This is a genomic window from Variovorax sp. 679 (genome assembly GCF_003952185.1).
Taxonomy (GTDB): Bacteria; Pseudomonadota; Gammaproteobacteria; order Burkholderiales; family Burkholderiaceae_C; genus Variovorax.
On the sequence record NZ_RXFS01000001.1, the window covers coordinates 629,396 to 650,123 of the forward strand.

Sequence of the window (20,728 nt, forward strand, 5' to 3'; positions counted from 1 at the left end):
TGGGCCTCAGATGATTTCCAGCTCGGCGCTCAATGCGCCGGCCGACTTCATGGCCTGGAGGATCGACACCAGGTCCTGCGGATTCGCGCCCAGGCTGTTGAGCCCCTTGACCACGTCCGACAGCGAAGCGCCGCCGCGCACCATCTGGATAGCACCGCCGCCCTGGTTCACCGAGATCTGCGAGGTCTGCGTCGCCACCGTGCTGCCGCCCGAGAACGCACCCGGCTGGCTGATGACGGGCTCGGTGTTGATGACCACCGACAGGTTGCCGTGTGCGATGGCGCAGTCCTTCACGCGAACGGCCTGGTTCATCACCACCGAGCCTGTGCGCGCATTCACCACCACGCGGGCACCGGCCTGCGTGGGCGTCACTTCAAGATCCTCGAGCCGCGCGAGGAAACCCACGCGCTGCTGCGGTTCGGGCGCGCGCACGCGGATCGAGCGCGCATCGATGGCCTCGGCCGTGCCCGAACCGAACTGCCGGTTGATCGCATCGACCGCGCGCTGCGTGGTGCCGAAGTCCGAGCGGTTGAGCTCGATCGAGAACGTGCCTTCGGCGCCCACCGCCGCTTCCACCGTGCGCTCCACCAGCGCACCGGCCGGAATGCGTCCCGAGCTGAGCTGGTTGACCTGCACCTTGCTCCCGTTGGCCGACGCACCCGCGCCGCCGACCACCATGTTCCCCTGCGCCACCGCGTAGGTCATGCCGTCCACGCCCTTGAGCGGCGTCATCAGCAGCGTGCCGCCGCGCAGGCTCTTCGCGTTGCCCATGGAAGACACCGTCACGTCGATGTTCTGTCCCGGCCGCGCGAACGAAGGCAGCGTGGCCGTCACCATCACCGCCGCCACGTTCTTCAGCTGCATGTTCACGCCCTGCGGAATCGTGATGCCCAGCTGCTGCAGCATGTTGTTCAGGCTCTGCGTGGTGAACGGCGTCTGCATCGTCTGGTCGCCCGTGCCGTCGAGCCCCACCATCAGCCCGTAGCCGATCAGCGGGTTGTCGCGCACACCCTGGATGCTCGCCAGCTCCTTGAGCCGCTCCGCATGCACAGGAGCAAGGAACAAGGACGCAACCACCGCAACCGCCGCGATGCGCAAGCGAGCCCGAAAATTCGCGGGATGCCGCGGAACCGGCTTTGCCGGGCCGCAGGCATCGCTCCCTGCAAGGGGGTAGGAGAAGCGACACGAAGTGCGCGAAGCCTGGGGGTTTTCCATATTCAGAACGGCATGACGTTGAGGAAGAAGCGCTGCATCCAGCCCATGTGCTGCGCCTCGTCGATATAGCCCTTGGCCGAGTACTCGATGCGTGCATCGGCCACCAATGTCGAGGGCACGGTGTTGTTGCCCGAGACGGTGCGCGGGTTCACCACGCCCGAGAAGCGGATGTATTCCGTGCCCTGGTTGATGCCCATCTGCTTCTCGCCACTCACGAGCAGGTTGCCGTTGCCCATCACGTCCGTCACCGTGACCGTGATCACGCCGTTGAACGTGTTGTTGGCGTTGGCGCCACCCTTGGCGTTGAGCGTGTTGGTGCCCGTGAGCTTGGTGTCCTGCCCGTCGAGCAGGCCGCCGATGAGCTTGGGAATGGCGGCGAACACGCTGGTGGTGTTGCCGGTGCGGCTGGCGTTGGCGCCCGAATTCTTGGTGGCGTTGACCTTCTCGCTGATGAGGATGGTCAGGATGTCGCCGACGTTGCGCGGGCGGCGGTCTTCGAAGAGCGCATTGGCGCCCGGGCCGTCCTGGAAGATCGCACCGGGCGAGCGCCTGCTCTGCACCGCCGCGTAGTTGTCGGCGCGCGCCGTCATCGGCTGGTGCACCAGCGGCTCGCGCGGAACCTGCGCGCAGCCGGTGGCCAGCACCGCCACCGTGACCACGAGCAGCGGCAGCAGCCGCGCCCTCGCGGCGGCGGCAGTACCGAGAAGAAGACGCAACGCCCGCAACATCACAGCTGGGCCAGGCGCTGCAGCATCTGGTCCGAAGTCTGGACCGCCTTGCTGTTGATCTCGTACGAACGCTGGGTGGCGATCATGTTGACCAGCTCTTCCACCACGTTCACGTTCGAGGCTTCGACATAGCCCTGGCTCAGCGTGCCGGCGCCGTCGACGCCCGGGTTCACCTGGTTGGGCGCGCCCGATGCGTCGGTCTCGGCATACAGGTTCTCGCCCTTGCTCTGCAGGCCCGTCGGGTTGACGAAGGTGGCGAGCTGCAGCTGGCCGATCTGCACGGTGTTGGTGCTGCCCGCCTGCACCACCGAGACGATGCCGTCGCGGCCCACGGTGATGCTGGTGGCGTTGGCCGGCACGGTGATGGCCGGCTGCACAGGGAAGCCGCTGGCCGTGACGAGCTGGCCGTCGCGGTCGGTCTGGAACGAACCGTCGCGCGTGTACGAGGTGGTGCCGTCCGGCATCAGCACCTGGAAGAAGCCGCTGCCGCTGATGGCAACGTCGGTCGGCTTGTCGGTCTTGGTGAGGTTGCCCTGCGAGTGGATGCGCTCGGTGGCGACCACGTGCACGCCGGTGCCGACCTGCAGGCCCGAAGGCAGGCGCGTCTGGTCCGACGACTGGCCGCCGACCTGGCGCAGGTTCTGGTAGACCAGGTCCTCGAACACGGCGCGGCTGCGCTTGAAGCCGGTGGTGCCGACGTTGGCGAGGTTGTTGGAAACCACGTCGAGCTGCGTCTGCTGCGCGTCGAGGCCGGTCTTGGCGATGTAGAGGGAGCGGATCATTTTCTGGAGAGTCCTGCGTGTGTGTTGCGGGGCGGGCGGGCCGGGCTGCGGATCGATCAGCCGTAGGCCAGCAGCTTGTTGGCGGCCTGCGCGTTGGTGTCGGCGGTCTGCAGCGACTTCATCTGCATCTCGAAGCTGCGCGCGTTGGCGATCATTGCCACCATGGCATCGACCGGCTTGACGTTGCTGCCTTCGACCACGCCGCTGACCAGCGTGACGGCCTCGTCGGCTTCGGCCGGCGGCTGGCCGGCGCGCATGCGGAACAGGCCGTCGTCGCCGCGCTCGAGCTCGGTGACGGCCGGGTTGACCAGCTTGAGGCGGCCGACTTCGGCAATGCCCGTGAGCGTGGTCGAGCTCGCGTCGCGCGCGCCCACCAGTCCGTTGGAGGCGATGCTGACCTGGGAGCCGGGCGGCACGGTCAGCGCGCCGTTGTCGCCCATCAACGGGCGCCCGCCCATGGTGGTGAGCTGGCCGTCGGCGCCGATCTGCAGGTTGCCGACGCGCGTGTAGGCCTCGCCGCCATCGGGCGTCTGCACCACCAGCCAGCCCTCGCCGCTCACGGCCACGTCGAGCGCGCGACCGGTCTCGGTGAGCGGGCCGTGGGTGAAGTCGGCGCCGGGCGTGGTGGCGGCCACGAAGGCGCGCGTGGGCGCCTCCTGGCCGACCACGGGCACCGCGCGGAAGTTGGCGATCTGCGCGCGGAAGCCCGGCGTCGAGACGTTCGCCATGTTGTTGGCGACAGCGGCCTGCTGCTCCATGACCTGCTTGGCGCCGCTCATGGCGACGTACAACATGCGATCCACTGGGTGCTCCTGGTGTCGGTCGTTGGGCGTTGCGTCAGCGGATGTTCATCAGCGTCTGCATGACCTGGTCCTGCGTCTTCACGGTCTGCGCGTTGGCCTGGTAGTTGCGCTGCGCGACGATGAGGTTGACCAGCTCGGACGTGAGGTCGACGTTGGACGACTCGAGCGCGCCAGACTTCAGCGCGCCGAGCTTGGTGCCTTCGCCCGGCGTGCCGGTGAGCGCATTGCCCGATGCCTGCGTCTCGGCCCACACGTTGTCGCCCTTGGGCGCAAGGCCGTTGGGATTGGCGAACGAGGACAGCACGATCTGGCCCAGCAGCTTGGTCTGCTCGTTGGAGAACTTGCCGGTGATGGTGCCGTCGGCGTTGATCGAGAACGAGGTGAGTTCGCCCGAGCGGTAGCCGTCCTGCGCGAGCTTGCTCATGGCGTTGGCGGCGCCGAACTGGGTGGTGCCCGTGAGGTCGACCGAAGCGGTGAGCGCCGCGGCGCCGTTGGTGAAGTTGAGCGTGCCGAGGCTCAACTGGCCGCTGGCCGGCGCGGTCATCTTTCCGGCGGAGTCGAAAGTCAGGGTGCCGAGCGCGGCACCGGCGTTGAGCGCCGTGCCGTCGGCCGTGCCGTACACGCTCCAGGTGTTGGCGGGGGTGGCGCTCTTCACGAAGTAGACGGACACGTCGTGCGGGTTGCCCAGCGAGTCGTAGATGGGACCGACGGCGTTCGAGTAGTTGAAGGTTCCGGAATCGGTCGCGTTGAAGGGCGTCTTGGTGGGCGTGACCAGGCGCGCGTCGAGGTTGAACTCGGCGTCGATGGCGGTCGTGGCCTTGGGCGTCATGGCCGCGGTCGGGATCTGGATGGCCGCCGGCGTGCCGCCGCTGATGCCGCCGCTGGCGTTCACGCCGAAGCCGGTGAGGCGCAGGCCCGAGGAGTTGACGATGTAGCCGTCCTTGTCGCGCGTGAACTGGCCGTTGCGCGAGTACATGACTTCGCCGGTGGCGCTGCTCAGGCGGAAGAAACCGTCGCCGTTGAGGATGGCCACGTCCAGCGGGCGGCTGCTCGACTGCGTCACGCCCTGCGTGAAGTTCTGCACCACGCCCGATACCGATGCGCCGAGGCCGACGCGCGAGCCGGCATACACGTCCTGGAAGGTGGCGGCGGCCGACTTGAAGCCGACGGTGCCGGAGTTGGCGATGTTGTTGCCGATGACGTCGAGATTGGCTGCGGCCACGCCGAGCCCGCTGATACCTTGGGAAAAAGCCATGATGGTTCCTTGCTTGTTGGTTTCGGTGCGTTGGATGCGATGGGTGTGCTGGGTACGTCCGGGAGGGCGCTCAGAGGAACAGGCGCACGTCGGACAGGCCGATGCTCGCGCCCGAGGCCAGCTCGAGCGTGATGCCGCTGGCGCCCTGCTTCACGGCCGCGACCTGCGAGAAGGTCAGCGCGGTGGCCTTCACCGTCGTGCCGCCATTGCTTGCGTCGACGGTGAAGCGGTAGGCGCCCGCGGGCACCACGTTGCCGGCGTCGTCCTTGCCGTCCCAGGTGACGGCGTTGACGCCCTCGGTCATGGAGCCGCCGTTGATGGTGCGCACCACCTTGCCGGTGGAGTCGACGATCTTGATGTCGACGTCGGATGCCGTGCCCGGCAGCTGCACGGCGAAGGCCTGCGTGGCCGGGTCCTTGCCGGCTTCGGGCGTCTTGGTGGTGAGCACGTCGCCCGGCGACAGCACGTTGTAGCCGATGAGCGAGGTGGCCTGCAGCAGCTGGTTGGAGCTGGTCTGGCTCACCAGGCCCGACAGCGTGCTGTTGAGCTTCTCGATGCCGCTCACGGTGCTCATCTGCGCGAGTTGCGAGGTGAGCTCGGCGTTCTGCATCGGGTTGAGCGGGTCCTGGTTGTTCAGCTGCGTGACGAGCAGCTTCAGGAAGCGCTGCTCGCTGTCGGCGTTCGACGTGCTGCTGTTGCTGTTCACCGCGGAAGCGGCGTTCTGACCGGTGATTGACGAGGTGTCGGAAATGGCCATGGCGCGTTCGTGCCTGTTCTTTCGTGTTGGGGGGGTTACTGGCCGATGGACAGCGTCTTGACCATCAGCGTCTTGGCCGTGTTGAGCACTTCGACGTTGGCCTGGTAGCTGCGCGAGGCGGAGATCATGTTGGTCATCTCCTCGACCACGTTGACGTTGGGCATCGCGACGTAGCCCTCGGCGTTGGCGTGCGGGCTCTTCGGGTCGAACACGAGCCGCGGCGGCGATGGGTCCTCGACGACACCGGCGACCTTCACGCCGCCGATGTCTCCCCCGCCGTATGCGGAGGGCGCGACCTGGAACACCACCTGCTTCGCGCGGTAGGGCATGCCGTCGGGGCCGGCCACGCTCTCGGCGTTGGCCATGTTGCTCGCGGTCACGTTCATGCGCTGCGACTGCGCGGCCATGGCGGAACCCGCCACGTTGAAGATGTTCATGGAAGTGCTGTTGAAGGGCATGGAGGCTTCTGCCGGTTGCTTGCGGGCTTACTGCTGGATCGCCGAGAGCATCGACTTGATCTTCGAGTTGATGACGGTGAGGTTGGACTCGTAGCGCAGCGCGTTGTCGGCGAAGGCGATGCGCTCGACGTCCATCTCGACGGTATTGCCGTCGAGGCTGGACTGGTTGGGCACGCGATACAGCAGGTCCTTGTCGGACACGGCCTGCGCCTGCCCCGCCAGGTGGCGCGACGAGGTGGTGGCGAGCGACACCGACTGCGACGACGTGCGGCCGCGCTCGACGGCGTCGCTCAGGCGGGCGCTGAAGTCGAAGTCGCGCGCCTTGTAGTTGGGCGTGTCCGCATGGGCGATGTTGGCCGCAATAACCTCCTGGCGCTCCGCGCGGAGGTTGAGGGCTTCGCGGTTGAAGCGAAGCGCCGCATCCAGCTTGTCGATCATGTTCTTTCCATCCGTTGAGGCATCGCCAACGCACAAGGCGCAGCGACAGATGGAAAGCGAGTCTATGCATGGCCCGCGTTTGCAATCGCCCGAACAAAGGGGGTTTTCGCCTGCTGCTCGCACCTTCGATCGGCGGATGGATTTCTAGAATTTCCGGGCGGCGTCATGCCTTCCTCCAGCGTGGCGCACCGCGACCCAGGCCCTCTCTTGCACACATATCCGATGACCTTTTCCGAGCTTCGCGATCACGTCCTGCGCACCGTGCTGCCGGCACTTGTGGCTGCGGCGTGCACGGCATCCGCGCCCGCGTTCGCCGCCGACACCGCGAGCGCGGTCATCGAGAAATACCTGCAGGTGCAGACGGCCGGCCTGCCGGGCAAGGTGACGATCAGCCTCGAAGGACGCGGCACCGCCGCGCTGCCCGCCTGCGACACGCCCGAGGCCTTCCTGCCGCCGGGCGCGACGCCATGGGGCCGTGTGTCCGTGGGCGTTCGCTGCCAGACGGAGCGGCCGTGGACGCGCTTCGTGCAGGCGCACGTGTCGGTGGAAGGCAGCTATTTCGTGGCCGCGCGCGCAATCGACGCGGGCCGGCCGCTGGGCGCCGGCGACGTCGCGGAGCGCACCGGCGATCTCACGCGGCTGCCGCGCTCGGTCATCACCAGCGCGACCGAGCTGGCCGGCGTGGTGACGGTCAACCGCGTGGCACCGGGAGCGCCGCTGCGCAAGGAGCTGGTGCGCGGCGTGACCGTCATCCAGCAGGGACAGGCAGTGAAAGTGGTGGCGCAGGGCCAGGGCTTCGTCGTCAGCACCGAGGCCAGGGCCATGACCGGGGCCGCCGTGGGCGCCGTGGTGCAGGCCAAGACCCGGGACGGGCGGCTGGTCAGCGGCGTGGCGGACGAAGAGGGGCAGATCCAGCTGGCCCAGTGACAAGCCGCCTCGTGCATACCCTGCCTAAAGTTCTTGCGCCGGCTGCCGATATACGGGTCAGCCCCTGAGGAATCACCTTGAAAATCGATCCCCCCGCCCCCTCGGCCACGCCCCTCCCCCGAACGACCGCGGCCGGCCCCGCCCCGGCGAACGGCGCCGACGCAGCCCAGCGCGCCAAGGACGCGGCGCCGGCTTCCGCGCACATTCGCTCGCTGCCCGGCGCCACTGGTGCCGCCGCCGCGGACTTCGACGCGGCCCGCGTGGCGGCGATCCGCGAGGACATCCGCGCCGGGCGCTACCAGGTCCGCCCCGAGCGCATCGCCGACGGCCTGCTGGCAAGCGTGCGCGACCTGCTCGGCCCGAAACGCGAGGGCGGCAACGAATGAAACCGAGCCTGCTGGGCCACCTGCGCACCGAGACCGCCTGCATCGAGGAATTCCTGTCGGTGCTGGACCGCGAGGCCCGGGCGATGTCGGACGGCGCATTCAACGACCTGGCAGCCATTGCCGCCCAGAAGACGGTACTGCTGGAACGCATGGCCGAGCTGGATGCCCAGCGCGAGGCGCTGCAGGCGGCGCTGGGCTTCGGGCCCGGCCGCACGGGCGCCGATGCGGCCTCGGCGGCCAGCGGCCCGGAGACGGAACGGGCCTGGCAGGCGCTGCTGGAGGTCGCCTCGCAGGCAAGAGACCACAACCTGCGCAACGGCTCGATGGTCTATGCGCAGCTCGATTTCACCCAACAGGCACTGCACTTCCTGCAGGCCAGCGCGCAGCTGTTCTACGGACCGGACGGCGTGCGCAGGACGCAGGCGGGCTCCGGCAACCGCCTCGCGGCGGGCTGATCGCGTGCGCGCCGGGCTGCTGGTCGTGCTGTGGCTGTGCGCCACCGCCGCGCACGGCGCGGCAGGCGCGGCGGACGGCGTGCTGATCACGAACGTGGCGCCGGGCGTGCAGCCGGGCGACGCGATCAACCTCGGACAACTGAACCAGGCAAGCGCCGCACTGCGCGACATGGAGCGCATTGCGTACTCGGGCACGGCGATGGCCGTGGCCATGACGGCCGCGTATGTGCCAGTGCTGCAACCGGGCGAGAAGGCCATCGGCCTAGCCGTCGGCAGCTACAAGGGCTACACGGCGGCCAGCCTGGGTTTCAGGACGCTGTCGGACGACGGACAGACGGCCTGGGGCATGACCGTCGCCAGCACGGGCCGCGACTGGGGCTTCAACGCCGGCATCGGCTGGAAGCTGCCGCGCACGGGCGACCGCTGAGGCAGCCGGCCGGGCCGCCTCACCAACACCACCACCATCCAGACAAGGAAGCTCCCGACATGGACAACGATGCTCACGGCGACTCGCGACAGGTGGCCATGGTGGGCTGCGACGAGGCTCAGGCACGGGCCTGGGGCCAGAAGCTGCGCCTGATGGGCTGCACGCCGGTTTCCTTCGACAGCAGCGCCGACTTCCTGCGCGCGGCGACACAGGGCAGCCATTTCGACCTGTTGCTGGTCGTGCTGAGGGACGAGGGCGCGTGGCCGGTGCTGACGGCCATGTGCAAGGCCCTGCGCATGCCGATCTTCCTGGTGGCCAACGCGATGCAGCGCGAACTGCTGGCAGAGGTGCTTTCGGCATCGGGCCCCGAATCGCAGGGCGCGGGCATCGATTTCGCGGTGCTGCCGGTCGACGACTTCGAGGTGGAGCTGCGGGTGCGCGAGGCGCTGCGGCGCAACGAGAAGCTGCTGCATGCGCCGGCGGTGAGCGCGACGTTCGGCGACTACCGCTTCATCGGCAGCCGCAAGGTCGTGGTGAACAAGGGTGAGGAAGTGCGCCTGAAGCCGCGCGAGTTCGAACTGGCGCTGCTGCTGTTCCGCAATGCCGACAGGCTGCTGGAGCGCGAATGGCTGCTGGGCTCGCTATGGACGGAGTCGCGCATCGAGCGCAAGAGCCGCGTGCTCGACTGCTGCGTGGCGAACGTCCGCCGCAAGCTGTCGCTGCACAAGGGCAATGAATTCGTCCTGCATTCGGTATACGGGCGCGGCTACGAGCTTCGTCATGTGACGGCCCGGCCGATTGCGGGGCCGGTGGACGACTCGGGCTTTCCGGACACGTCGAACGAACCGGTCTGGCTGAGGGAAGCTGCCCGCGCGTGACGCAAACGCATCGCGGGGCGGCAGAAAGCGTGACGATCGCCGGCCTCGAGGAACCGCCACCATCGAACGGGGCGGGTGCCTGGGCTACCTCTACCAACGCCGGCGGACCGTCCCCTCCAGTATCGGCGCGCAAACTTAAGCCGGGCTGAATCCCGGCGGGTCGCGCCAGAATCCGGTGCATGCAATTGCAGATCGACCCCCGCCAGGTGCATCTCTGGCACCTGCACGTTCCGGAACATGACGACGCCGCCTGCGAAGAGGCCACCATGGCCCTGCTGACGCCCGAGGAGCGCGAGAAGCACGGGCGCTTTCACTTCGCCCGGGACCGGCGCAGGTATCTCATGACGCGGGGGCTGATCCGCTCGCTTCTCTCGCGCTATGCGCCCGTCGCGCCGCGGGACTGGAGATTCGAGAACAACGCCTACGGGCGCCCGGGCATCGCGAATGCGCTGCCGCAGGCGCAGCGCCTGCGCTTCAACATTTCGCACAGCGCCTCGCTCGTCGTGGCGGCGCTGACGGTGGAGCGCGAAGTGGGCGTGGACGTCGAGCACACGGCGCGGACCGCACCGCTGGAAATTGCCGAGAGATTCTTCTCCGCCAGGGAGGCGCGCGAACTGCACGAGCTGCCGGCCGGGCTTCAGGCCTCGCGCTTCTGGGATCTCTGGACGCTCAAGGAAAGCTACATCAAGGCGCGCGGCATGGGCCTGTCGCTGCCCCTGGACAGGTTCTCCTTCAGCTTCGAGGGCACCGACGGCGTGGCGATCGATTTCGAGGACGGGCTCGACGATTCCGCCGAGCGCTGGCAGTTCTGGCAGTTCCAGCCGGACAACGCGCATGCCATCGCTCTCTGCCTCGAGCGGAAGAAGCCGGAAGACGTGCAGATCCTGCGCTGGAAGGCGACGCCGCTGCTTGCGACGGTCGAGGAATTCCGGGGCACGGTGGTGCGCCGGTCGCCGGGCGGCTGACTACTGGCTGCGCTGCGCCTCGAATTCGGCCCGGTTCCACAGCTCGAAGTACAACACCTCCGACCACTGCAGCCCGAGCGGGTGCTCCGTGGCGCGGGTGCGGGTGCTGTCGCAGTCGTCGTCCAGGCGAAGCCCGAAGAAGGCGTCCAGCGGGGCCGCGCACTTCTGCACGGTCGCCTTTTTCAGCAGCCGCGCGGCCTCGGCGAGGTCGGCAGGCAAGGCATCGATGGCGGCGCCCACGTGGAGGCATCGCGCGATCTCCTGCTCCACGCAGGATCGCAGCGCCGCTTCCTCCTCTTCGGACATGGTGTCGAGCTCGATGGTCTCCAGGAGCAGGTAGCGGTCGCGATGGGCTTCGAGGAAGGCGATCGTCTCGTCCAGCCAGATGGACAGTTGCGTCGAAGCAATGACCGGCGCCGCTGCTACTGCAGGAGCGGCCGTCCGCGGTGAGACAAGCCGCTTGAGACGCCCGAGGAAGGAATCCGGCTGTGCCGCGACGGTGGGTTGCGGCCCGGGCTCCGTGCTGGAAGCCTGCGCCGCGAGAAGAGCGCGAACGATGCCGATGAATCGCCGAACGCGCTCGAAACCGGGATCGAAGCCGCTGCTGATTGCATGAAGCCTGGTCTTGCGCCCGGGCTCGTCGCCGTCGAACCCGTCCGACACCAGCGAGGCACACAACTGCGGATCGCCCGACATCAGGAGCCGATACATGAACGGCACGTCGTACGCCCATTCGGACAGGCCCGAGATCGTGTCCGGGCGATCGGCATATGAGGCGGGCCTATTGCCGAGACTGTAGAGATAGGAACGGTTGGCCATCTGGAACTCCCCGGTTCGCGCGCAATTGTTCGGGCGCTTTTGCCTGATTCTATAAGCCGGCCGAACGGACTTCGGGCCGTCTCTCCGTGGAAATGCACGGATTGAATACTAACTGAGTCAATTTTTATGAATATTCATAAGGAGTCGCCACTTAATACATCAAATTTCAACAGAATCAACGATGCACCAAATAATGGCATCACATTTTTGGCGCATGAGATACCAAAATAATGATTACTAAAAATAACTTCATTGATCAGGTTAAATAAACATGGTAGATATTTAATTTATTAGTAACTTAATATTACTATCCAATCTACATTTGCGATTGAAAATTCAGATCAATTCGACACGATGACTCCAAAATGAGACACGACTGGTTGCAATAAATCGCCTCACTCCTAAGATTTATTTGGTTTAACAATAATTTCCAAATATTTCTCAGCCTGAATGGAATTGCAGCCATTCAATGGCTTTTCAAACGGATGGATGGGGCACATGAACACAACTTATCGCTCGCTCTGGAACGAATCCCTGGGCGCCTGGGTCGCGGCGTCGGAACTCACCTGTTCCCGGGGCAAGCGCAGCGGCGCCTGCGTCACGGCGGTCGGCGCGCTCACATTGCCCCCGTCGGGGCGCTTGCGCGCAGGAGTCATGACCGCGCTGCTGGCGATGGGCGGGATCGGTGGGGCCTCTGTGGCGCAGGCGCAGTCGGTCGACTGCTCGGCCTCGCCCTTCAACCTGTACAACGGCACTGCCTCGTGCATGGGCTTCCAGTCCAAGGCCTCAGGAATCGGAGCAACCGCGCTCGGTTCTCTTGCGCAAGCCCAGCAACTCGGCGGGCTCGCTGTGGGGTACAACTCCCTGAGCTCCGCACAGAATTCGATCTCCCTGGGGTTTCAGGCCTTTAGCTCAGGCGTCAATTCCATCTATCTGGGCGCCCGCACCGGGCCCACCACTGGCGCACTGGCCGATGGCGCCATCGGCATCGGCACGGACGTGACCGCCAACGCCCTCAGCACCGTTGCCATTGGCTCCCTGTCCCAGGCAACCGCGTTGCGCGCCGTCGCGGTGGGAAACCAGGCAATGGCAACCAGTGAAGCAGCCACCGCCTTCGGGAACGGTACTCGAGCGCAAGGGAACAGTTCGCTTGCGCTCGGTGCGCAAGCGATCGCTGTCGGCGACAGCACAGTCGCGGTCGGCCAGGGTGCCGGCGCGGGCTCGACGATCGCCAATACGGGCTCGGCCGCGGTGGGTATCGCAGCCGGAACGCTGGTCAGCGGCGCGCAGAACACCGCCATGGGGGGAGGCATTGCGAGCGCGATGCGGGGTGCGGGTTCGGGCGTCACGGGAGCGCGCAATGTCGCCTTCGGCACAGGCGACGGCAGCGTCGCCTACGACGCCACTTTGAAGGCATCCGCGGGCAGCCTGGTGACGGGTAACGACAACGTCGCCATCGGCACCAACGCAGGCATCGGCGTCGCCAGCAACGCGACGACCTCCATCGGCCTCAATGCGAATGCCAGCGCGAACAACGCGGTTGCGATCGGCCCCCTGACCAACGCGGCGGGCACCAGTTCCGCGGCGCTCGGCAACCTCGCCAATGCTTCGGCGGACTTCTCTCTGGCCATGGGCAACCAGGCCCTGTCGAGCGGCGTCGGCTCGGTCGCGGCGGGGTCGGGCGCCAACGCAGCGGCCGATGGCACCGTGGCGATGGGCAACAACGCCACCGCGAGTGCCACGCGCGCGACCGCACTGGGATTCGGTACCTCGGCCGCCAAGAACGCCACCGCGGTGGGCACGCTTGCCGCAGCGACCGGTGAGCAGGCGGTCGCCATCGGCAGCAGCGCCAAGGCCTCCGCGCTCAATGCGATCGCTATGGGCTTCAACACCGTTGCCGACTCCGCGGACGCAGTCGCCATCGGCAACAGTTCGAAGGCCACCGGCGGCAAGGCCGTGGCCATCGGCTCCGGCAACGTCGCCAACGGCAACGGCGCGGTGGCCATCGGCGACCCGAACACCGCCACCGGCAACGGCGCGATCGCAAGCGGCCTCGACAACACCGCGACCGGCAACGGCACCGTGGCGATGGGCAACACCAACAAGGTCGGCGGCGGCGGCCAGGGTGTGGGCGTGCCCGGCACGCCGGCGCAGGGCGCGGTCGGCATCGGTTTTCAGAACACCGTGATCGGACAAGGCAGTGTGGCGATCGGCAGCACCAGCCAGGCACTGGCGGCCGGTGCGGTCGCCTTCGGCGATACGGCCATTGCCAACAATGCAGGTGACGTAGCGCTCGGCTCCGGCTCGGTAACCGCGACGGCCGTGGGAACTCCCAGCGTCACGATCAACGGCACGACGCACAAGTTCCAGGGCGTCAACCCCACGAGCACCGTCAGCGTCGGTGCGCCGGGCACCGAGCGCACCATCACCAATGTGGCCGCCGGCAGGATCTCCGGGACCTCCACCGATGCCATCAACGGCAGCCAGCTGTCCGCCACCAACGACGCGATCGCGGAGGTGGCGACCACGGCCGGCAAGGGCTGGAACCTGACCACGGCCCAGACGGGCACCGGCACGGCAACGGGCACCAGCTTGCAGAACATCGCGCCGGGCACCGCCGTCACCTACACGGCGGGCAACAACATCGCCATCACGCAAAACGGTGCCGAAGTGCAGATCGCCACCAGCGCGACGCCCAGCTTCACCAGCGTGACCACGGGCGGCACGGTGATGAACAACAGCGGCCTCACGATCACGGGCGGCCCGAGCGTGACGATCACGGGCATCAACGCCAACAACACCGTGATCACCAACGTGGCGCCCGGCGTGGCGCCTACCGACGCGGTCAACGTGAGCCAGCTGAACACCACGATCACGGCCAACAGGATCAAGTACTACAGCGTCAACTCCACCGGCGGCGGCAACGAGGACAACCTCGGCGCGACAGGCGCCGACGCCGTCGCCTCGGGCAAGAACGCCAGCGCGACCGTCGACGGCGGGGTCGCGCTCGGCTCAGGCTCCGTCTCCGACCGGGCGATCGCGGCCGGCACCGGCAACATCCCCGCCGGCAGCGCGCTGATCCCCTTCAACACCGCCGACCGCACGCTGCTCGGCGCGGTCTCCGTGGGCAGCGCCACCACCTATCGCCAGATCACCAACGTCGCCGACGGCACGCAGGCGCAGGACGCAGTCACGGTGCGCCAGCTCAGCGGTGCGCTGCAGTCCTTCGCGGTCACGCCGATCAAGTACTTCCACGCCAACTCCGCGGCGGCCGACTCGCTGGCCATCGGCACGGAGTCGGTGGCGGTCGGCCCGCAGACGGTGGTCAACGGCAACAACGGCGTGGGCATCGGCAACGGCGCCGTGGTGCAGCAGACCGCGCCGGGCGGCATCGCGATCGGCCAGGGCGCGACCTCGCACCTGGCCGACTCCATCGCGCTGGGCACGCAGTCGTCCGCAGCCGCGGTGCAGGGCGTCGCGCTGGGCGCGGGCACCAACGTGACGCAGGCCGGCGGTGTTGCGCTGGGCGCGGGCTCGGTGGCTTCGACGGCCGCGGGCGTGGCGGGCTACGTGCCGCCCACCGCCACCGATGCGCAACGCATTGCCATCGGCGCGACCACCAGCACGCTGGCGGCCGTGTCGGTGGGCAATGCGGCCAGCGGCCAGTTCCGGCAGATCACCGGCGTGGCAGCGGGCACGGCCGACAGCGACGCGGTCAACGTCTCGCAGCTCAGGGGCGTGCAGGGCACAGTCGCAGCCATCGACCAGTCGACGGTCAAGTACGACACCAACGCGAACGGCACGGTCAACTACAACAGCGTGACCATGGGCGGCAGCAACTCCACCGGCCCGGTCACGGTGCACAACGTGGCGCCGGGCGTGGCGGGCACCGACGCCGTCAACGTCAACCAGCTCAACGCGGTCAGCGGCGGCCTGAACAACCGCATCAACGCCCTCGGCGACCGCCTCGACGGCGTCGAGAAGAACGCCTATGCCGGTGTCGCTGCCGCCATGGCGCTGCAGATGCCCGGGAGCTACGTGCCGGGCAAGACGGTCATGCGCATCGGCGCGGGCTCCTTCAAGGGCCAGAGCGCGGTGGGCGTCAGCTTCCGTCGCACCTCCGACAACAACGCCTGGAGCATCACCGGCGGCGTGGCCACCAGCCGTGCCGGGGTGGGCGCCACGGTCGGCGCGGAATGGGTCTTCAACTGATCGCGATACCGATGAACAGGACGAACTCCATCATGAACAACAAGACTCTTCAGGCCGAGACCCCTTCTCTTTCCCTTTCCACTGTTCCCGCGGTTCGCGTCGCGCCGCTCGCCGCGCTCTGCCTCGCTGCACTGATGGCTGGCGGCTGCGCCAGCCCGAGCTACACCATCACGCCGGAGATGCAGGCCAGGGCCGCTTCGGAAAACCCGGCGCCGCCGAAAGACGAAGACTTTCCCGCACCGACCTCGGCCAAGTGGCAGCAGGGCGCCTTCCCCAGCCTCGAGGCCTTGCGCACCATGCGCACCGGCATGGGCAAGGACCAAGTGCGCGAGCTGCTGGGCTTTCCGCACTTCAGCGAGGGGCTGGGCGGCGTGCGCGAGTGGAACTACATCTTCCACTTCCGCACCGGCGCGGGGCCGGAGTACATCACCTGCCAGTACATGGTCCGCTTCAATGCAGACGTGCTGGCCAACGGGTTGTACTGGAAGGGACCGGGCTGCGCGGACTTGCTCAGGCCCGCGCCCGTGGCGGCGAGACCTGTCGCGCCCGTTCAGCCGGCGGTCGCTCCCGTGAAGACGACGCTCGGCGCCGACGGCCTCTTCCGCTTCGACGGCCGTTCGCTGGCCGACCTGCTGCCCGAAGGCCGGCGCAAGCTGGACGCCCTGGCGAGCGACATCAAGGGCAGCGCCGGATCGGTGGATTCGATCAGGATCACGGGCCATACCGACCGGCTCGGCAGCAGCAGCTACAACCAGGCACTCTCGCTGGCGCGCGCCGATACCGTGCGCAACTACCTGGCGCAGGCCGGTGTACCGGCGCAGGCCATGCAGGTCCAGGGCAAGGGCGCATCGGAGCCGAAGGTGCAATGTGCACAGGCGAAGCGAGCAGAACTGATCGACTGCCTCGCTCCGAACCGGCGTGTCGAGATCGAGGTTGCGCAGAGACGGCCAGGGTCTTGAACTCGCGCGGTACGCCCGCCTCGATCCCGGATGAACCGCGGCACCGGTTCCGCCCGCTGCCGGGCAGAATCGCGGCAACGGCCATCGAAGGACTGAAGACGTGCCCCTCTTTCATCTCCCTGCATTGCGCGGCGGCCTGCTAGCCTTGATGGCGGCGGCGCTGTTCGGCATCAGCACGCCATTGGTCCAGCGCGCCGGCGCGGGACTCGGCGCCTTCACCACCGCCGCCCTGCTCTATGCCGGTGCCGCATTCATGGGCGCCTGGCTGCGCCAGCCGGTGGAGCGCGAAGCAGCCCTGCGGCGCGCCGACCTGAAGCGGCTGTCGTGGATGGCCCTGTTCGGAGCCGTCATCGGCCCCGTGGCGCTGGCCTGGGGCCTGCAGCACACCAGCGGCACCAGCGCCTCGCTCATGCTCGCGCTCGAAGCGCTGTTCACCGCGGTGCTGGCGCGCACGCTCTACCGCGAGGTGATGGACCGCCGCGTCTGGAGCGCGATGTTGCTGCTGCTCGCCGGCGGCATGGTGCTTGTGATCGACCGCGGCCTCAGCGGCGGCGTGCAATTGCTGGGGCTGCTCGCGGTGCTGGCGGCCACCGCTGCATGGGGCATCGACAACACCCTGTCGCGCGCGCTGGCCGAGCGCGATCCAGGCCAGGTGGTGCTCGGCAAATCCTTGCTTGGCGCAGGCGCCACGGCAGTGCTCGCCGTTGCGGCGGGCGAGCCCTTGCCCGGCTGGACCGCCGCCCTTGCACTGCTCGCCATCGGCGCGAGCGGCTACGGACTCAGCTTGCGGCTCTACCTGCTGGCGCAGCGGGCCTTCGGCGCGGCACGCACCGGCTCGGTGTTTGCCTTCGCGCCGTTCATCGGTGCGCTGGTCGCCATCGCGCTCGGGGACCGCGCCTTGAGCTGGGGCATGGCGACCGGCGGCCTTCTGATGCTTGCCGGTGTCGCCCTCCATCTGGCGGAATCCCATGGTCACACACACGACCATGAGCCGCTCGATCACGAGCACGCGCATCGGCATGACGACGGCCATCACGACCACGTGCACGACCCGATGCCAGCGGGCGAGCACAGCCATTCGCACCACCACGCGCCGTTGCGCCACACGCATGCGCATGTGCCGGACGCGCATCACGCGCATCCGCACTGAGGCCTCAGGCCATGGCCGGCGGCCAGTTGTGCGTTTCGCCCTGGCCGTCGCGGCACCAGGCATGGAGCGCGTCGTACATCACCAGGCCGTGGCGCAGCATCTCGTGATCGTCCGCAAAAACGCGCGAGAGGCCGAGCGAGATGGCGTACAGGCCCGCCGACTGCGGCGCCAGGTCGAGCCGCGAGGTGTCGGCGCCCCGCACGATCGTTGCCAGCGTCTGGAGCGCCGGATCGGCCAGCCCATACTTCGCAAGGAAGGCATCGAAGCTGCACAGCTCCCCGACGTGGCTGAGCTCGACGCCGGGAATGTCATACGGCACGGCGCCCGTCTCGGCCGCGATGCGCAGCACGTCGGTCTTCGGCACGTACAGGAACTCGGCCTCCCGGTCGATGAAACGCAGGACCAGCCACGGGCAGGCAATGCGGTCGATCTTCGGGCGCTCGCGCGTGATCCATTTCATGGCGTGTCTCCTTTCGCGGCAAGCGGGAGGCCGGCTGCCTGCCAGCCGTCGATCCCGCCGCGCAGGTAGCGGGCCTTCACGCCGGCCGCACGCAGCCGCATGGCCGTCGACCGGCCTACTTCGTGGCCGTAGACGCAGTAGACGATGACGTCGCGATCGGTCGGAAGCTCGCGCGACCAGTCACAAACGGCGGCCGGGTCGCGCCAGTGCGCGCCGGGAATCAGCGCCTGGGCGCGCTCGAAGACGCCCGCGCGTCGCACGTCGAGCACCAGGGCTCCGGCCAGCTCGTGCTGCCCGGCACCGAAAGGCTCACTCGCACCGTGCACCGCGAGCTGGTAGCGCTCGTAGACGCGCGCCCAGTCGATGCAGGCCACGCAGGCATCGACGTACGCGCCCGCCGACGCGCCGAAGTCCATGTGATAGGCGTGCTCGTACATGTCCAGCGCAAGGATCGGCACGCCGCCGGCAATCGCATGCGCGTGATCGGCTGCCCACTGGTTGACCAGCGTGCCCTCGCGCGGCTGAAACACCAGCAGCACCCAGCCGGAGCCACCGCCGAGCGCCTTGCCCATCGCGGTGAATTCATCCCGCCATCGCTCGACGCTGCCGAAATTGGCGGCCAGGGCCAGCGCCATGGCAGGCTCCATGGCCTGGCCGTCGCCGCCGAGGCCGCCGAAGTACAGCTCGTGCAGCAGCATTGAATTGGTGGCGACCAGCTCTTCGCGCTTGAGGCCGTTGAGCTGGAAACCGGCCAGGCCCGCAACGGGCTCCTTCGCCAGCTGCGCACGAATGGCATTGAGCCGCTTCACGGCCCCGCCATAGTTGTTCTGGTGATGGCTGCTCAGCAGCCTTGCGGACAGCCCGCGGATCGTCGCGGGGTCGAACGGCAGCGGTTGTGCGATGGCGTCCATGGCGCATCTCCTCAGCGCAGCCCGGGCACCAGGGTCGCCAGCAGCCCGACGGCCGCGCAGGCGCCGAGCAGCGGCATCACGCCGACCTTGAAGCGAAAGAGCGCCACGGCCGCCGCCACCGCGATGACCGCGGACAGCGCGTCGAAACGCCCGCCGAAACCCTGCGGCCACAGCACGTGGTACGCGAAGAACAGCGCGAGATTCAGGATCACGCCGACCACCGCGGCCGTGACGGCCGACAGCGGCGCGGTGAACCCGAGCTTGCCGTGCGTGGCCTCGATCAGCGGCCCGCCGGCGAGGATGAAGATGAACGACGGCAGGAAGGTGAAGAAGGTCACCACCGTGGCCGCCAGCGCGCCGCCGGCGAACAGGGCGCCCGGCCCCGCGACCTGCTGCAGCCAGCCGCCCACGAAGCCGACGAAGGCCACCACCATGATCAGCGGCCCTGGCGTGGTCTCTCCGAGCGCAAGGCCGTCGATCATCTGCGTGCCGTTGAGCCAGTGGTGGTGCTCGACCGCCCCCTGGTACACGTAGGGCAGCACGGCGTAGGCGCCACCGAAGGTCAGCAGGGCAGCCTTGGTGAAGAACCAGCCCATCTGCGCCAGCGCGCTCTGCCAGCCTTGGGTTGCCACGAGCACGATCATCGCCAGGGCCCACAGGCCGAGCCCCACGCCCAGCACCTTGGCAAGACGGCCGCGCGTGAAGCGGGCGTGCGCCGGGGTCGGCGTGTCGTCGTCGATCAGCGCCGGTCCGTAGCCCTCCTTGGCACCGCCGTGGCCACCGCCCGGCGCGAACACGCCCGGCGCCCGACGCGCTCCGAAATGGCCGATCAGCGCGGCACCGACCACGATGGCCGGGAACGGCGTGTCGAACGCGAAGATGGCCACGAAAGCCGCGCCCGCAATGCCCCACATCCACGGATTCTTCAGCGCCCGGGTGCCGATGCGATGGGCCGCGTGCAGCACCAGCGCGGTGACGGCCGGCTTGATGCCGTAGAAGATGCCGGCCACCGCCGGCACGTTGCCGTAGGCCATGTAGATCCAGGACAGCGCGATCAGGATGAACAGCGACGGCAGCACGAACAGCGCACCAGCGACGATGCCGCCCCGGGTGCGATGCATCAGCCAGCCGATGTAGGTGGCCAGCTGCTGGGCCTCGGGGCCGGGCAGCAGCATGCAGTAGTTCAGCGCGTGCAGAAAACGCTTCTCGCTGATCCAGCGCCGTCGCTCGACCAGCTCGGTGTGCATGATCGCGATCTGCCCGGCGGGGCCACCGAAGCTGATGAAGCCGAGCTTGAGCCAGAAGCGGAATGCTTCGGCGAAGGAGATGGGCTGGATGGGCGCGGATTGCGCAGGGGAAGAAGGCTCAGGCAATGCGGTGTCCACGGATGGCTCCGTTATGAGTCACCAGCGCTTGGACGGGACACCGTCTGACTTTGCAGACCGGGAGGCTGTTTTCCCGGGACGGGAATCGTAGCAGGACGACCGGCTTCCCGGTTGGTTTTCTCTTGCGGATCGACGCGCCAGGGGCCGCCGTTTCCGGGCGCGCGCCGCTTCCGCCAATCTGCGTTTCAGAGAGAAATGGGCAAAAAAATAGCCCCTTGCGGGGCCATTCTTGGAGGAGAGGGAGGGATTCGAACCCTCGGTACTATCGCTAGTACGCCTGATTTCGAGTCAGGTACATTCGACCACTCTGCCACCTCTCCGGTGCTGTCGAGCCTACGATTCTAGCAGACAAAAACGG

General features: G+C 67.8%; 21 protein-coding genes and 1 tRNA gene. 9 read left to right on the top strand and 13 right to left on the bottom strand.

Annotation, left to right across the window (positions count from 1 at the left end):
• Window positions 1-6: 6 nt before the first annotated feature.
• From EJO71_RS02880 to flgB, 8 genes are all read right to left on the bottom strand, one after another.
• A complete protein-coding gene (locus tag EJO71_RS02880; RefSeq protein ID WP_346428054.1) occupies window positions 7-1,065 on the bottom strand; it encodes a flagellar basal body P-ring protein FlgI in 1,059 nt (352 codons plus the stop codon).
• 152 nt (window positions 1,066-1,217) lie between these two features.
• Window positions 1,218-1,889 (bottom strand): flagellar basal body L-ring protein FlgH, encoded by a 672-nt coding sequence (locus EJO71_RS02885; protein ID WP_240651272.1) that lies wholly within the window; start codon window positions 1,887-1,889, stop codon window positions 1,218-1,220.
• A gap of 53 nt (window positions 1,890-1,942) precedes the next feature.
• Window positions 1,943-2,725, bottom strand: coding sequence for a flagellar basal-body rod protein FlgG (gene flgG / locus EJO71_RS02890; protein ID WP_125946887.1), 783 nt, complete (start codon window positions 2,723-2,725; stop codon window positions 1,943-1,945).
• A gap of 56 nt (window positions 2,726-2,781) precedes the next feature.
• The gene (locus EJO71_RS02895; protein ID WP_125946886.1) at window positions 2,782-3,528 is read right to left on the bottom strand and encodes a flagellar basal body rod protein FlgF; all 747 of its coding nucleotides are present in this window, start codon (window positions 3,526-3,528) and stop codon (window positions 2,782-2,784) included.
• A 34-nt stretch (window positions 3,529-3,562) separates the two neighbouring features.
• On the bottom strand, window positions 3,563-4,783 hold the full coding sequence (gene flgE, locus EJO71_RS02900; RefSeq protein WP_125946885.1) for a flagellar hook protein FlgE: 1,221 nt from the start codon (window positions 4,781-4,783) through the stop codon (window positions 3,563-3,565).
• A gap of 70 nt (window positions 4,784-4,853) precedes the next feature.
• Entirely contained in the window at window positions 4,854-5,540 is a 687-nt protein-coding gene (locus tag EJO71_RS02905; RefSeq protein WP_125946884.1) for a flagellar hook assembly protein FlgD, read from the bottom strand.
• A 35-nt stretch (window positions 5,541-5,575) separates the two neighbouring features.
• Window positions 5,576-5,998 (bottom strand): flagellar basal body rod protein FlgC, encoded by a 423-nt coding sequence (gene flgC / locus EJO71_RS02910; protein ID WP_125946883.1) that lies wholly within the window; start codon window positions 5,996-5,998, stop codon window positions 5,576-5,578.
• Between the two features lie 27 nt (window positions 5,999-6,025).
• Window positions 6,026-6,436: a flagellar basal body rod protein FlgB gene (flgB, locus tag EJO71_RS02915; RefSeq protein WP_125946882.1), complete on the bottom strand. Its 411-nt coding sequence runs from the start codon at window positions 6,434-6,436 to the stop codon at window positions 6,026-6,028.
• Between the two features lie 222 nt (window positions 6,437-6,658).
• On the opposite strand from flgB, the gene flgA reads away from it, so the two are divergent.
• From flgA to EJO71_RS02945, 6 genes are all read left to right on the top strand, one after another.
• Window positions 6,659-7,363, top strand: a complete 705-nt coding sequence (flgA, locus tag EJO71_RS02920; RefSeq protein WP_125946881.1) for a flagellar basal body P-ring formation chaperone FlgA — start codon at window positions 6,659-6,661, stop codon at window positions 7,361-7,363.
• A gap of 77 nt (window positions 7,364-7,440) precedes the next feature.
• Window positions 7,441-7,749 (top strand): flagellar biosynthesis anti-sigma factor FlgM, encoded by a 309-nt coding sequence (flgM, locus tag EJO71_RS02925; protein WP_125946880.1) that lies wholly within the window; start codon window positions 7,441-7,443, stop codon window positions 7,747-7,749.
• Complete coding sequence (locus EJO71_RS02930; RefSeq protein WP_171022495.1) at window positions 7,746-8,204, top strand: flagellar protein FlgN; 459 nt, start codon at window positions 7,746-7,748, stop codon at window positions 8,202-8,204. The genes flgM and EJO71_RS02930 overlap by 4 nt, the downstream gene beginning before the upstream one ends.
• A 4-nt stretch (window positions 8,205-8,208) precedes the next feature.
• On the top strand, window positions 8,209-8,631 hold the full coding sequence (locus EJO71_RS02935; protein WP_240651241.1) for a YadA-like family protein: 423 nt from the start codon (window positions 8,209-8,211) through the stop codon (window positions 8,629-8,631).
• Window positions 8,632-8,690: 59 nt separating this feature from the next.
• Window positions 8,691-9,509, top strand: a complete 819-nt coding sequence (locus EJO71_RS02940) for a winged helix-turn-helix domain-containing protein (protein ID WP_125946879.1) — start codon at window positions 8,691-8,693, stop codon at window positions 9,507-9,509.
• 179 nt (window positions 9,510-9,688) lie between these two features.
• On the top strand, window positions 9,689-10,474 hold the full coding sequence (locus EJO71_RS02945) for a 4'-phosphopantetheinyl transferase superfamily protein (protein ID WP_125946878.1): 786 nt from the start codon (window positions 9,689-9,691) through the stop codon (window positions 10,472-10,474).
• Here the strand turns inward: EJO71_RS02945 and EJO71_RS02950 are convergent, their stop codons facing one another.
• Window positions 10,475-11,293 carry a hypothetical protein gene (locus tag EJO71_RS02950; RefSeq protein WP_125946877.1) on the bottom strand — a complete coding sequence of 273 codons (819 nt, stop codon included), beginning with the start codon at window positions 11,291-11,293 and terminating at the stop codon, window positions 10,475-10,477. It abuts the gene before it with no gap.
• A 498-nt stretch (window positions 11,294-11,791) separates the two neighbouring features.
• Between EJO71_RS02950 and EJO71_RS02955 the strand changes: the two genes are divergently transcribed.
• The 3 genes from EJO71_RS02955 to EJO71_RS02965 all read left to right on the top strand — a co-directional run bounded on the left by EJO71_RS02955 (window position 11,792) and on the right by EJO71_RS02965 (window position 17,614).
• Window positions 11,792-15,505, top strand: a complete 3,714-nt coding sequence (locus tag EJO71_RS02955) for an ESPR-type extended signal peptide-containing protein (protein ID WP_125946876.1) — start codon at window positions 11,792-11,794, stop codon at window positions 15,503-15,505.
• A 32-nt stretch (window positions 15,506-15,537) separates the two neighbouring features.
• Window positions 15,538-16,464, top strand: coding sequence for an OmpA family protein (locus tag EJO71_RS02960; RefSeq protein ID WP_240651240.1), 927 nt, complete (start codon window positions 15,538-15,540; stop codon window positions 16,462-16,464).
• A 100-nt stretch (window positions 16,465-16,564) separates the two neighbouring features.
• Entirely contained in the window at window positions 16,565-17,614 is a 1,050-nt protein-coding gene (locus EJO71_RS02965; protein WP_276311637.1) for a DMT family transporter, read from the top strand.
• A gap of 4 nt (window positions 17,615-17,618) precedes the next feature.
• Here the strand turns inward: EJO71_RS02965 and EJO71_RS02970 are convergent, their stop codons facing one another.
• From EJO71_RS02970 to EJO71_RS02985, 4 genes are all read right to left on the bottom strand, one after another.
• Window positions 17,619-18,074, bottom strand: coding sequence for a chromate resistance protein ChrB domain-containing protein (locus EJO71_RS02970; RefSeq protein ID WP_125946874.1), 456 nt, complete (start codon window positions 18,072-18,074; stop codon window positions 17,619-17,621).
• Window positions 18,071-18,985, bottom strand: a complete 915-nt coding sequence (locus EJO71_RS02975) for a Fe-Mn family superoxide dismutase (RefSeq protein ID WP_125946873.1) — start codon at window positions 18,983-18,985, stop codon at window positions 18,071-18,073. The genes EJO71_RS02970 and EJO71_RS02975 overlap by 4 nt, the downstream gene beginning before the upstream one ends.
• Window positions 18,986-18,996: 11 nt before the next feature.
• Window positions 18,997-20,370, bottom strand: a complete 1,374-nt coding sequence (gene chrA / locus EJO71_RS02980) for a chromate efflux transporter (RefSeq protein ID WP_125946872.1) — start codon at window positions 20,368-20,370, stop codon at window positions 18,997-18,999.
• Window positions 20,371-20,600: 230 nt separating this feature from the next.
• Window positions 20,601-20,690 (bottom strand) — tRNA-Ser (locus EJO71_RS02985).
• Between the last annotated feature and the right edge of the window lie 38 nt (window positions 20,691-20,728).